Origin of the sequence: Actinobaculum suis (assembly GCF_900102025.1) — a bacterium.
Taxonomy (GTDB): domain Bacteria; phylum Actinomycetota; class Actinomycetes; order Actinomycetales; family Actinomycetaceae; genus Actinobaculum; species Actinobaculum suis.
Genome location: NZ_FNAU01000022.1, coordinates 1 through 12,929, shown reverse-complemented (window position 1 = coordinate 12,929; position 12,929 = coordinate 1). Strand labels below are relative to the sequence as shown.

At 59.4% G+C, this 12,929-nt stretch carries 9 protein-coding genes; 2 read left to right on the top strand and 7 right to left on the bottom strand.

Translation table 11 applies throughout. From position 1 onward, the window contains the following. Nucleotides 1-102: 102 nt before the first annotated feature. Nucleotides 103-3,042, top strand: coding sequence for a glycoside hydrolase family 3 C-terminal domain-containing protein (locus tag BLT47_RS08545; protein WP_218122567.1), 2,940 nt, complete (start codon nt 103-105; stop codon nt 3,040-3,042). 244 nt (nt 3,043-3,286) lie between these two features. Here the strand turns inward: BLT47_RS08545 and BLT47_RS08540 are convergent, their stop codons facing one another. The 7 genes from BLT47_RS08540 to BLT47_RS08510 all read right to left on the bottom strand — a co-directional run bounded on the left by BLT47_RS08540 (nt 3,287) and on the right by BLT47_RS08510 (nt 12,272). Continuing rightward, nucleotides 3,287-4,762 carry a GntT/GntP/DsdX family permease gene (locus BLT47_RS08540; RefSeq protein WP_074663850.1) on the bottom strand — a complete coding sequence of 492 codons (1,476 nt, stop codon included), beginning with the start codon at nt 4,760-4,762 and terminating at the stop codon, nt 3,287-3,289. Next, nucleotides 4,763-5,647: an NAD(P)-dependent oxidoreductase gene (locus BLT47_RS08535; RefSeq protein ID WP_049618927.1), complete on the bottom strand. Its 885-nt coding sequence runs from the start codon at nt 5,645-5,647 to the stop codon at nt 4,763-4,765. A gap of 57 nt (nt 5,648-5,704) precedes the next feature. Further along, on the bottom strand, nt 5,705-7,135 hold the full coding sequence (locus tag BLT47_RS08530; RefSeq protein WP_074663847.1) for a four-carbon acid sugar kinase family protein: 1,431 nt from the start codon (nt 7,133-7,135) through the stop codon (nt 5,705-5,707). Nucleotides 7,136-7,338: 203 nt separating this feature from the next. Then, on the bottom strand, nt 7,339-8,034 hold the full coding sequence (locus tag BLT47_RS08525) for a FadR/GntR family transcriptional regulator (RefSeq protein ID WP_074663843.1): 696 nt from the start codon (nt 8,032-8,034) through the stop codon (nt 7,339-7,341). A gap of 139 nt (nt 8,035-8,173) precedes the next feature. Next, nucleotides 8,174-11,254 carry a bifunctional acetaldehyde-CoA/alcohol dehydrogenase gene (gene adhE, locus BLT47_RS08520; protein WP_256332591.1) on the bottom strand — a complete coding sequence of 1,027 codons (3,081 nt, stop codon included), beginning with the start codon at nt 11,252-11,254 and terminating at the stop codon, nt 8,174-8,176. 590 nt (nt 11,255-11,844) lie between these two features. Next, the gene (locus BLT47_RS08515; protein ID WP_074663840.1) at nt 11,845-12,042 is read right to left on the bottom strand and encodes a pentapeptide repeat-containing protein; all 198 of its coding nucleotides are present in this window, start codon (nt 12,040-12,042) and stop codon (nt 11,845-11,847) included. After that, on the bottom strand, nt 12,039-12,272 hold the full coding sequence (locus BLT47_RS08510) for a hypothetical protein (protein WP_074663835.1): 234 nt from the start codon (nt 12,270-12,272) through the stop codon (nt 12,039-12,041). Before BLT47_RS08510 ends, BLT47_RS08515 begins: the two co-directional genes overlap by 4 nt. A 242-nt stretch (nt 12,273-12,514) precedes the next feature. Here BLT47_RS08510 and BLT47_RS08505 point away from each other — a divergent pair, with 242 nt between their 5' ends. Continuing rightward, a complete protein-coding gene (locus BLT47_RS08505; RefSeq protein ID WP_074663832.1) occupies nt 12,515-12,898 on the top strand; it encodes a transposase in 384 nt (127 codons plus the stop codon). The last annotated feature ends 31 nt before the right edge of the window (nt 12,899-12,929 follow it).

Here is a 12,929-nt window from a genome sequence, read left to right as displayed (position 1 = left end):
CCAGGCCCCAGACACCTTCGAAAAACACGCGTCAGCTACACTTGACCTTGCAGCATAAACACCACCCCCATGTCCACTTTCCGGGGGTCGGGCCCATCACCCATGCATCCTCATGTAGACGACGCCGTGCTCGCCGAGTTCGTGGCTGGGCTCAGCCTAGAAACCCAGGTGCGGCTAACGGGCGGTCAAACATTTTGGACCACCGCGCGCATTCCGGTACCGCGCGTTGCTCAGTTTCCGGTTGCTGAGGGGTCGGTTGCGGAAGTTCCGGTTGGTGAAGGTCCGGCTGCTGATGTCCCCGTTACCGAAGTCCCCGGAGCCGAAGTCCCCATTTCTGAAGTTTCCGAAGCCGAGCTCCCCGGCGTCGTAATGTCAGATGGCCCGCACGGGTTGCGCAAACAAGACCCGCGCAGCGGCGACAACCTGGGACTTTCTGGTTCCGTGCCAGCTACCTGTTTCCCACCTTTGGTGGCACTCGCGCAAACCTGGGCGCCGGAAACTGCGCGCGCGGTGGGCGAAGCCATCGGCCAAGAAGCGCTCGCGCAGGAAGTAGACGTGGTGCTCGGCCCAGGCGTGAACCTGAAACGCGACCCGCGCGGCGGCCGCAATTTCGAATATTTCTCTGAAGACCCGATCCTCACCGGGCACCTTGCTGCCGCGTGGATTACGGGCCTGCAAAGCACCGGGGTAGGTGCCTGCCTGAAACACTTCGTAGCCAACGACGCCGAAACCGAACGTGGCGCCATGAGCTCCGAAGTTTCCACGCGGGCCCTGCGCGAAGTATATTTCCGCCCCTTCGTGCGGGCCATCCGCACCGCTCGTCCCGCCGCGATCATGTGCTCCTACAACCGGTTGAACGGGGAACGCGTGGCTGAAAGCCGCTCGCTCCTCACCGACCTCCTACGCACCGAATGGGGATTTACCGGGGCGGTGATCTCTGACTGGGGTGCTATCACCAACCGCCCGGCCGCGCTCGCTGCCGGCGCCGATCTAGCTATGCCCGGCCCGCGTATGTACGACGACGCCGCTATCATCCAAGCCGTTCGCACCGGCCAACTATCAGCCCAGTCCCTGCGCGAATCCGCAGCCCGCGTGATCAGGCTCGGCCTGGGCCGGCCAGATCAGGAACGGCTCGGCCTGGGCCGTCTAGACCAGGAACGGCTTGGCCAGGGCCAGCTTGACCAGGAACGGCCCGGCCCCGGCAGGCCCAGTAATACCCCGGCCACAGCGAAACTGGCTGCGGGTTGTGGGGGCGAGTCCGCGCCCCCACAACCCGCTACCGTCTCCGCATCTGCAGCTAAGCCGGCTTTGCCGGCGAAGCCAAAAAGCCGGGCGGCGCTGTATCGCAAACACCATGAGCTGGCGCGGGAAGTTGCCGCTCAGGCCATCGTGCTTTTGCGCAATGAAAACGCGGCGTTGCCGCTGGACCCAACCCAGAGTTTGGCAGTGATTGGCGAGTTCGCCCGCCAGCCGCGCTACCAGGGCGGCGGCAGTTCGCATGTCAATGCCACGCAAGTGGATATCCCGCTTACGGAAATTCGCCGGCGCTGGGCCGGCCCCGTAACCTTCGCGCCGGGATACGTTATTCCGCAAGCTGCCGATACCAGCTTGCCGGCCGGGGCGGAGGAGTCGTCGCTTGCGGTAGGTCAGGAGTCCGCGTGCGCGGTGGCGCGGGAGGCGGCGCTTGCGGTAGGTCAGGAGTCCGCGTGCGCGGTGGCGCGGGAGGCGGCGCTTGCGGTAGGTCAGGAGTCCGCGTGCGCGGTGGTGCGGGATGCCGCGCTTGCGGTAGAGCGGGAATCTGCGCTCGCGGTAGCGCAGGCCGCGAGCGCGGCCGTCGTCTTTTTGGGGCTCCCAGAAAACGCGGAATCGGAAGGTTTTGACCGTACCCACATTGAATTACCCGCTGCGCAGCTCGAATTGGCGCGGGCGGTGGCGCAGGTGCAACCGCGCACGGTAGCGGTGGTGATGCATGGAACGGTTGTGCGTTTAGCACCAATAGCACAGGTAGTGCCGGCAATACTCGATGCCGGGCTTCCTGGCCAGGGTGGGGGAGCAGCCCTGGCGGGTATCCTGTGCGGGGATATTAATCCTTCCGGCAAATTGGCGGAAACGGTGCCCGCCCGGCTCGAAGATACGCCCGGCTACCTGGATTTCCCGGGTGCTTTCGGCCACCACCAGTACGCGGAAGGCGTGTTCACCGGCCATCGCTGGTACGACGCGCGGCGTATCCCCGTTACCTACCCCTTCGGCCACGGCCTTTCCTACACGCATTTTGACTATTCTGACCTGCAGGTACGATTCCTTCCCGGCGAGCCGCTTTCCGCGGGCGGAGGGTCGGAAAATGCCGCGGCCGGCACCGCGCAGCAAGCACGCACGCAAGCAGGGGAATTAAGGCGAAATCTTCCCGGGGAGCCGGAAAGCGGCGGCGTCGCCGAAAAACGAGAATCCGCCCGCGTTGGCGGGTTTTCCGCGGGCATGGCGGTGGAGGTAAGCGTGGAAGTGCGGAATACGGGTGCGCGGGCCGGGCGGGAGGTTGTGCAGTTTTATGTGCAGCCGCCGCGGCGAGTGGCGCCGCGGCCGGTACGCGAGCTGAAGGGTTTTGCCGCGGTGACTTTGCAACCGGGAGAGGCTGCGCGGGTTTCTGCCCGGATTCCGTGGGAAGAGCTCGCCTATTGGGATCCGCAAGCTAAGGCGTGGTTCGTGGAGCCGGGCGAACATATTGTGTATGCGGCTGCTTCCAGTCAGGATTTGCGCTGCGAGCTCGGGGTTGACTTCGGAGGCCGTAACGCGCCTTTGCGGATCACAAGGGAAACCCCAATTTCGCAGCTCCTGGCAGACCCGGTAGCCGCCGGGCCAATGCGCCGGGCAATGATCGACGCCGGGCTGGCCCCGGCCGCTCCGGCCGAGTTTTCCGCTTCGGAAAACGTGCAGGTCCTTGCCTCTTCTACTATTGGTATGCTCCGCGCTTTGGGTACGAGCCCAGAAATCTTGGCCGAACTTTTTGCCAGTCTTGCGGCTGCTGGTTTGGAAGTATGCGAATGAAGTATGCGAATAGTGGGCCGGCCACCCATTACGGCGACCGACCCACTATTTTCTAGCTATGTATATAGCTATGCATATAGCTATGCCGAATATCTACCCGGCGGCTGTTAGGGCTCTGCTAGCCGTTGGGGCTCCGGCCCTACACCAGCTCTGCTAGCCGTTGGGGCTCCGGCCCTACACCAGCTCTGTTAGCCGTTGGGGCTCCGGCCCTACACCAGCTCTGTTAGCCGTTGGGGCTCCGGCCCTACACCAGCGCAAAGAGCAGCCACGTAAATACGAAGCCTGCAACGCCGATGATTGTGGTTAGGAGCGTCCACGATTTCAGGCCGTCTTGCACGGAAAGCCCCAGGTACTTGGTGACGATCCAGAAACCAGAATCGTTGATATGGGATAAGGCCATACCGCCAAAGCACATCGCGATTGTTACCAAGGTGGCTTGCAGGGAGGTGTAGCCAGCCAGAGCCATGGGCTCTGCCAACAGCCCGGCCGTGGTCAAAATTGCCACAGTGGCCGAACCTTGCGCGGCGCGCAATACTATTGCCAACACAAAGCCCATCAGAATGATCGGAATGTTCGTGGCAAGCAGCGCGTCCGAAAGGGCCTTCCCAATGCCGGATTCCACCAGCACGTTAGCGAAAACGCCACCCGCGCCGGTCACGAACACGATTACTGCCACCGAAGGCAAAGCCGAATCAAGAATCGAACCGCGCTTTTCTAGATCCCAACGCTGCTGGTGCCCGATCACCAGATAAGCCACGATCACTGCCACGAGCAACGCAAAGGGGCTGGCACCCACGAAGGAGAAAACCCCGTGTGCCTGCGTGCCTTCTTCCGTTTGCATCATGCCCACGGTTCCCACCATGATCTGCAGGATCGGTAGCAAAATCAGCGCGCATACCGTGAGCGCACTGGGTGGTTTCACGCGCGGCGCGGTGATCACCGTACCGCCACTACCTGATCCGTTGCCTGCTCCGCTGCCAGTTCCGTTACCCGAACCAGCTCCCGAACCAGTTCCCGAATCGCTGCCAGTTCCGTTCCCCGAACCATCACCTGCAGCAGCTGTGGTAGTAGCAATCGAGGCGGCCGCCGGGCTATCCCCAAGGGTTAGCTTGTCAATGCGGAACAGTTTCGTGCTGAAGTAGCCGACGACGCTTGCCAAGGCGGCAAGCGGAAGACCCACGAGAATCATGTGGCCGGCGTCGACCCCTAAGATTCCGGCGGCGGCCACCGGCCCCGGATGGGGCGGCAAAACCACGTGCACGGTGAGCATTACCCCCGCCACCGGCAACCCGATCTTTAGCGGGTTGACTTTCGCTACCTTCGCGAAACCGAAAACGATAGGCGCCAAAATAATGAACCCGACGTCGAAGAACACGGGGATACCCAAAATAAAGGCAGCTATCGTAACGGCCGCTACCACGCGTTTCACCCCGAGTTTGGCCGTGAAATATTGGGCCAGGGATTCCGCGCCGCCCGCCACTTCGATCACTCGGCCGAGCATTGCGCCCAAACCCACCACGATCATTACCGAACCGAGGGTTTTGCCCATGCCTGCCGTCATCACCGGAATAATTTCGGCGAGGGGAATACCCGTGGCTAACCCGGTTCCCAAAGAAACCAGGAGCAGCCCCACGAAGGCAGACATTTTGAATTTGATAACCAGCAGCAAGAGGATGGCAACTGCCACCGCCGCTATCGCCAATAAGGCCCCCGCAGACATTTAGGCCTCCGGAGCGACCACACGGATCACATTCGAATCATCGTGTGCAGCTAGACCTTGCGCGCTTCCAATCAGGTATTCCTGTTGCGCGGCAGCGGCTACCGGTACGGCAAGGCCCACGCTCTTCGCCGCGTCCGTAACAATCCCCATGTCTTTCACGAAAATATCGAGCCGCGATTTTACTTCCACATCTTCGTCGTACACGCGCAGCATCCGGGCACCCCGATCGCCGAGCATGAAGGAAGCTGCCGCGCCAGACATCAACGCCTCCAGGGCCTGCTCGGTATCCAAACCGAGCTTGCGGGCAAGTGCCAAAGCCTCGCCCGCGGCAGCGATATGTACCCCGCACAGGAGCTGGTTCACCGTCTTCATGGCCTGGCCCTTACCCGGAGTATCGCCCACGCGTACCAGGTTGCCGGCCATTTGTTCCAATACCGGGCGGGTCTTTTCCCAAGCGGCGTCCGTAGCGCCAACGACGACGAGCAGATCGCCTTCACCCGCCCGGGCCGGCCCACCCGAAATCGGGGCATCCACCAGGTCCAGTTGTGCGGCCGCCAATTCTGCGCCGGCCGTTTCCGCTACCGCGACCCCCACGGTGGAAGTCAAAATAATTGCCGCGCCCGGTTCGAGTACCGCAACAACACCATCTTCCCCATGCAAAACCGCATTGAGTTGCTGCTGATCGCGTACCGCAACGAGCACCACATCCGCGCCCGTAGCTGCTTCCCGCGCGCTCGCGAAAGTTTCGATCCCGGCTGCTTCCGCCCGGGTGCGGCAAGCCTCTAGCGGATCGAATCCGCGCACGGTAAAGGCTTCGTTCTTTGCCAGGTTGGTGGCCATGGGCAGGCCCATAGCGCCCAAGCCAAGTGCTGAAATAATGGTCATTTTCGTGGCTCCTTTGCCTTAGTTTTGCCTACGTATGCTTTCTTTTCTTGCCGCTTATTAGGCAGATAGTTTTTCCACAACTTGGGTGAGGGAGGTTTCATCGCCCACGTTTCCGGCGAAGACGATGTAGGGAATGCCACGCGCCGGTTCGTTTTCTCCGCGCCAGGCGGAAACAATCCCGGGGAGCATGGGGCCGAGTACTGTTGCGTAGCGAATTCCCAGCCCCTTCGAGGCCACGTCGGAGGAAGTAATCCCACCCTTGGCGATTACGAAACGTGGCCGGCGGCGTGCCAGCACACCTTGTACCACCGCAACCACCGCACTCGAAACCTGCCGCGAGATATCGAGCGAAGCCGCCCCATCCGTGCCGGTAACGAGGGTGCGAGAAGTACGTACCACCACGTTTTCCTGCGCGAGGTCTGCCGCTACGGCCTCCACGATTTGCGCCAGATGTGCTTCGCGGGTTTGCGGGTCAAGCACCTTTGCCACGTCGATTTCGTATTCGGTAGGTGCCTGCGCCTCCCGCAAATTGTCGAGCTGGCGGGTAGTGAGTGCCACGTGCGAACCGACTACTATCAGCCCGCCGGTAGCAAAGTCGGTACCCAGCCGTGCTTCCTGAATTTCGGCGGCCGTGAGCGGGGCCCGCGTTTCCTGCCCGATCCGCGCCCGCACAAACGGCGGCCCTACGCGGTACAGGAAGCTCTTGCCTTCGCCTTCTACGGTGGCCAGCGCGAGGGCCAACAGCCGCAGATCGTCTTCGCAGGTCACATCACACACAATGGGTTGGCGTCCGGAAGCTTGCCGCAAAATATCGGCCACCCCGGCGGTGCCGGTACGTAGAGTTTCCAGATCGATGAGGAGCACTTGGCTAGCAGGCACGCGCCCGGCCGTTTTCTCCTCCACCCACGCGGGAAGGTACGAAGCGTGGTACCCGAAAGTAGCGTCCTTGGCAAATTCGGTTTCGCCCACGGGTACGAACCCATCGGCAAGCGAACCGGCATAGTGGGTGCCTTTTACAGTGATGCGGCCGGCGTCTGCAAAAGCGGGAACAATTACGACGCCGTCTACCTCCCGCCCGGTTTCAGCTTTGATGCAGTCTGCCAACACGTCCGGTTCGAGCGGGAAATGGCCTCGCATCGTCGAATCTGAACGAGAAACAAAACTGATCGGAATATCGCCCAGTTTGCGCGCGGCAGCATATGCGGCCGTAGCGACTTCACGATTGACCCGTTCCGCATCTTCCGGGGAAAGCGAACGGGAATTGGTCATCACATACACCGCGGGTTTCCCGGTTTGTAAGCCCCACTCAAGATCGGAAACATTCCAGCTGGTGAGCACGGGAAGATCGGCTACAGATTGCGTGCCCGTAGGGTCATCGTCTAACACGATAAGCACCGGGGCATGTGCGTTCGCAGCGCGCACCTGCGCGGCCGGGGTTTCTACCGGATCTGGCATACCGGCTGTTAATTCGGCAAGGGATATGCCCATCTGAACTCCTTTGTCTTAGCCTCATGGCGATTTGGGAACTCCGGCCCAAACGCAACCTCCGAGCACCAGTGCTCAGAGGTCTGAGGTCCACACAGACTAAAGTTCAAGAGCGCGCCTTGTCAACCAGATCTCAGAGGAGTGTGGGCAATCTGGAAACCTGCTTAGTGTGTATGGGGTAGGGGCAAATCCGCGCGGCGGGTGAATCAGTCCTTGAGGAGGGTGAGGATATCGTCGCGGGTTTGATCCATGTGTGCCCGCATGGCCTGTTTAGCAGCGGTAGGATCGTTGGCCGCGATTGTGGCAAAAATGTTCTCGTGGTGGCCAGCGGCGCGTTTGCGCACTTCCGGAAATTCGGTGGTGTGGCGCCGCGAATCGAGGAGGGCTTCCGCCAGGGGATCTAAAAGTGCGGCGAGAAGTGGATTGCCGCTGGCGCTCATAATGGAATTGTGGAAGTCCAGGTCTAGTTGGGTGGCACGTTCGACGTCGTTCTCCGCGGAAGCTTGCGCATAAGCATCTAGAATCTGGCGCATATCAGCGATTTGCAGATCGGTACGCCGCGCGGCGGCAAGCCCGCTCGCCCCCACTTCGATCATGCGGCGCGTTTCCACCAGGTGAATACCCAATTGCCTGCGAGAACAGTTCCGGGACATCCAGGTAATTATGGACCGCGGGTCCTTCCAAGTGTGAGGATCGGCCACAAAAGTACCGCGCCCATGCACCACCCGCAAAACCCCACGCTCGGCGAGGGAGCGGACGGCTTCGCGCATGGTTGGTCGCGATACGCCCAGCCACTGGGCCAGCTCAGTTTCCGGAGGCAAAGGATCCCCGGGGGAGAACCTCTTATCCAGGATTGCGTCCATGATTTGCGAGACTGCACCTATTACCCGGTCGCTGGCCATGCCACCTCCTTATTTGATCACGAATATCGTAGTACATAACAACTCGCGGCAAGGAACTCATAAGTGCGGCAAGGGGCGTATAGGTGAAGGCCCCGGCGTAAAAGGCCGGGGCCAGCACTTGGCATCTGGTATCTACTCTTTATTCGGCTTGCGGGCCGGTGTGTTCGTTTAGCTCGGTGGAGAGGACCACGGGCAGGCCGGAAGGCACATGCTTGTGGTCGCCCGGAGCGCCCACGGCGGCCCCGGCTGCGGCGATGCCGGAAAGGCCGGCGTCGCCGAGTGCGGCAAGCTCAGCCGCATTAGCCTCAACAGCCGGAGTATCACCAGCTGCTGCCCCCGCAGCGCCTTCAGCCTTAGCCTCGGCGGCGGCACCGAGCGTGCCGGGGAGCACCGGATCGGCGCTGGAAATGCCGCGGGCCGCATCGCCGCGTTCCAGATCGATCTGCCAGGCGGAAGGATCCAGATTCTTCTCGCAATACCCGAGCTCACCTTCGTAGGCATCCAAAATCAGCCGCTTCAGATCGGAAACCAGGGGCTGTACCGGGTTAGCGGTAGTGCACTGGTCTTCAAAAGCCTGGTAGGCCAGCCCGTCGATCACGCGGTCCAGATGTTCGCGGGTCACCCCGTTCCCGCGCAGGGACATATCCACACCCAAATCTTCGGCCAGGCTGGTGACTTCGCGGATCATTGATTCCACGCCTTCCTCAGTGGTCGAAGCGGGGAAGCCCAGGTAACGGGCGAGCGTAGCCAGATCCTTATCCGCTTGGAAAGACTCATATTTCGGGAACATGGCGTGCTTGTACGGGCGCGTGGCGTTGTAGCGCAACACGTGCGGCAAGAAGATCGCATTGGCCCGCCCGTGCGCAATATCGAATTCCGCCCCGCACTTGTGAGAAAGCGAATGCACAATCCCGAGGAACGCGTTAGCGAAAGCCATACCCGCCAGCGCGGAGGCGTTATGCATGCGTTCTTTAGCTTCGACGTCGTTCTCCAACACCGCCGGCCGCAGGTTCTCGAAAATCATTTGGGCGGCACGCAAAGAAAGCCCGCGCGTGTAATCCGAAGCCATTACCGAAATATAGGATTCGATCGCGTGCGTAAGCGCATCCATTCCCGAATCTACGGCAGTGCGACGCGGCACCGAATCCACAAACTGGGCATCCACGATCGCCACATCCGGGGTGATCGCATAATCAGCCAGCGGGTACTTCATATGCGTTTCCGAATCGGTGATTACCGCGAAAGGCGTGCATTCCGCACCCGTACCGGAAGTGGTCGGAATCGCCACGAAACGCGCCTTCGCTCCCAGCTTCGGGAACCGGTAGGTACGCTTGCGGATATCCATAAACTTCTGCTTCATCCCAAAGTAGGAAGCTTCCGGTTCCTCATAGAACAGCCACATGACCTTCGCCGCGTCCATCGGCGAACCGCCGCCGAGCGCAATAATGCAATCCGGTTTGAAATCGTGCATCTGCTGGGCGCCCTTGAAAACCGTGTTGGAAGTAGGGTTCGGTTCCACATCGGAGAAAATACTCCAAGCCACATTGTTCTTACGTAGCTTCAAATGGTGGATCAGAATATCTACATATCCGTGTTCCATCATGCCCGGGTCGGTGACGATAAACACGCGCTCGATGGCAGGCATCTTCTGCAGGTACTGCACGGAGTAGCGTTCGAAATACGTCTTCGGCGGGACTTTAAACCACTGCATATTATTGCGCCTTTCGGCCGAGCTCTTAATATTGATGAGGTCAATGGCGGAAACGTTGTGCGAAACCGAGTTACGGCCATAAGAACCGCACCCGAGCGTGAGCGAAGGAATCAACCCGTTATAGACGTCACCAATCCCACCGATCGCGGAAGGCGAGTTCACGATAATACGGCAAGCATTCATTGCCAGCCCGAACTCGCGTTCTACCAGGCCGTTTTGGGTGTGGATAACTGCGGTATGCCCTAAGCCCCCGAAATTCAGCATGTCTTGCGAACGCCGGAAACCTTCTTCCTTGCCGGAAACTTCCATGAACCCGAGCACCGGGCACAGCTTTTCCTGCGAGAAGGGATGTTCCGGCCCCACACCTTCAATCGGCACCAAAAGCAGCTTCGTGCCCGCGGGGACTTCCAGCCCGGCTCCGCGCGCAATCTTGAGCGCGTTTTGGCCGGCCAATTCCGCGGCCACGGTGCCTTTCTCCGTGATCATGTAATCCTGCAGCTGCTGGCGTTCGGTAGCGCTGAGCACATACGAACCCATGCGCACAAATTCGGCAATTACCTTTTCCGCGATTTCGGAATCAATGAAAAGCGCCTGCTCAGAAGCGCAAATCATGCCGTTATCGAAAGTTTTCGAAAGCAGCAGATCGTTTACGGTGCGTTCAATGCGCGCGCTCTTTTCGATGTACACCGGTACGTTTCCGGGGCCGACGCCGAGAGCCGGCTTGCCCGTGGAATAGGCCGATTTAACCATGCCCGCCCCACCGGTAGCCAAAGTGAGGGAAACGAGCGGGTGGTTGAGCAAAGCGTGGGTCTTTTCCATCGAAGGTTCTTCGATCCACTGGATGCAATGTTCGGGCGCGCCCGCCGCGCGCGCTGCCGAATACATAATGCGGGCGGCCGCGGCAGAAGACTCCTGGGCGCTGGGGTGGAAAGCGAAGATGATCGGATTGCGCGTCATAATCGAGATGAGCGATTTGAACATGACCGTGGAGGTAGGATTCGTTACCGGGGTGACGCCGGCCACCACGCCCACCGGTTCTGCGATTTGGGTGATCCCGCGCTGGGTATCTTCATGGATCACGCCAACGGTACGGTCGTACTTGATCGAATTCCACACATACTCAGTGGCGAAGAGGTTCTTTACGCATTTATCCTCAAACAGGCCGCGGCCGGTTTCTTCCACTGCCAGGCGAGCCAAGTGCATGTGGTTATCCACACCCGCCAAGGCCATCGCGTGCACGATCTTGTTAATGGCCTGCTGATCGAAAGGCGAGAACTCGTGGAGAGCTTGGTGAGCGCGGCGCGCTAGCTCATCAACAGTTGGAACTGCTGCGGGTGCGGTAGACGTTGCCGCTGGCGTGGCCGGCTGCTTGGCTGGCTGCTTGGTAGCCTGCGCCTGGGCCGCTGCTTGGCCCGTTGCCTGGCCCGTTGCTTGGGCGTGCGCTTCCTGGTGCTCCGAGCCAGCATCGCGGCCGGGCGTGTTGTCATGGATGGATGTATGGGTTGCCATGTATCCCCCTGTGTCGTGGTGGTTCACGGGTATCGACCACCGCCTAAACCGGAGATTATCGGAGGTTAAACGGACTGTTTTAGGACGATTTTCGCGCCGTTTTCGCAGGCATAAAAAGTTGCTCTGAACTGGGACTTTTGGGCGTGAACGCGCGGTTTTACTCCCGTATGATTAAGCGGGAATCACTTATTTTTTGCACAGGTTATTGCCAGGATTATTTGCTGGATGGTTTATCTGCGTCTGGGGCGGATGGATTCGGTCTTTTTAGCCGCCGGTTTTCCAGATGGCTATCTTTAGCGTGTACCTATTTGCGCAGGTCAACTGCGTCAGGTCCGCTCGCTCCACCCGCTACGCGGTGTTCACCTACTTGTGGTCCTTTGCTTTGCAAGCTCCGAGGCCCTGTGTGTTTCGCCAATTCCGTTGGTTCCGATCGCTTTATTCACCTCGCGGTTTGTATATTCTGCGAACTTTCGCTGTTCTTTATTCTGAGAACTTCGCTGTTCTTGCCTGCTCCGCGGTCTTTTTCACAGTGACCATGGTGACTATCTACTTCTGCGTAGAAAATGAGGGAGCCCTGCAATTTTCGTGGCTTACCACTCCTGAGTTTCGTGGGATGCGTGCTGCCTAATATCGGCCTGCTGGATATTGACCTGCTGAATATTGGCCTGCTGGATATTGGCCTGCTGAATGTTGGCCTGCTGGATGTTGGCCTGCTGGATATTGGCACCTTGAGAAACCTTGCGGCTGGGCCAGGCCGCCATTGTGGTGGCCCGGCCCGGGAGTATCACTCGATAATGCCCTTTTCGCGGTATTTGCGCTGCGTGTAGCGGTTCCACATAAGCAAGAGGCCAAGGCCAATATACGTAACCGCAAGCTCGCCCGCGAAAATCGCGATGCGAAGGGCAATAGGTTGCACCTCTCCGATGAGGTCCCAAGAACCCCAAATAATGAGGGGCGCGAAAATAATCGTGAGTATCAGCGAGAAACGCCAGATATGTTGTTCAATCCAGTCTTTCATTGATGAGTTCCTTGCGTGTGTGATTTGTGTGGACACAACCAAGATATCTGTCGGTTAGATCGCGTGCCATCGAAAAGCGTGGACCAAGAGTATCGACATTCGTCGATGTCTAAATGGGTGAAGGCGTTCTAGAGTTAGAGGAGGAGTGCTGGGAAATAGTTGAAGTGGTGCAGAAGGTGAGTGTCCAAGGCTGTGTCAGGTGGTTTGTGTATGGAGGTGGTGCTTACTTGTAGGAATGAGTGATGATGGTGTCTATGGTTGGGCGTGATGTTGAAGATGCGGCGCGGGTGAAGGCGCTGGAGAAAAAGCTGTTGGAGAATCCTGAGATTTCGGCGCTTATTGATGATTTAGCGGTGAGTACGGATGATGCTAATGATTTGGTGCGTTCGTTGATTCAAGCCTCGATTACGCGGGGTTTGCAAGCCGAGATGGATGCTCATTTGGGTTATAAATCCGGGGATCGGCAAGGCCGGTTAGAGTCGGGGTCCACTAATGCTCGTAATGGGTCGTATGCAAAGACGGTGCAGTCTAATTACGGGCCGTTGCAAATTGATGTGCCGCGGGGCCCGACCCCCGGAAAGTGGACATGGGGGTGGTGTTTATGCTGCAAGGTCAAGTGTAGCTGACGCGTGTTTTTCGAAGGTGTCTGGGGCCTGG

Bases quoted from the DNA above. Each gene is read 5' to 3' on its own strand.
- BLT47_RS08510 (WP_074663835.1), bottom strand. From the start codon at position 12,272: ATGAAAGACTGGATTGAACAACATATCTGGCGTTTCTCGCTGATACTC.
- BLT47_RS08540 (WP_074663850.1), bottom strand. From the start codon at position 4,762: ATGTCTGCGGGGGCCTTATTGGCGATAGCGGCGGTGGCAGTTGCCATC.
- BLT47_RS08505 (WP_074663832.1), top strand. From the start codon at position 12,515: ATGATGGTGTCTATGGTTGGGCGTGATGTTGAAGATGCGGCGCGGGTG.
- BLT47_RS08535 (WP_049618927.1), bottom strand. From the start codon at position 5,647: ATGACCATTATTTCAGCACTTGGCTTGGGCGCTATGGGCCTGCCCATG.
- BLT47_RS08545 (WP_218122567.1), top strand. From the start codon at position 103: ATGCATCCTCATGTAGACGACGCCGTGCTCGCCGAGTTCGTGGCTGGG.
- BLT47_RS08530 (WP_074663847.1), bottom strand. From the start codon at position 7,135: ATGGGCATATCCCTTGCCGAATTAACAGCCGGTATGCCAGATCCGGTA.
- adhE (WP_256332591.1), bottom strand. From the start codon at position 11,254: ATGGCAACCCATACATCCATCCATGACAACACGCCCGGCCGCGATGCT.
- BLT47_RS08525 (WP_074663843.1), bottom strand. From the start codon at position 8,034: ATGGCCAGCGACCGGGTAATAGGTGCAGTCTCGCAAATCATGGACGCA.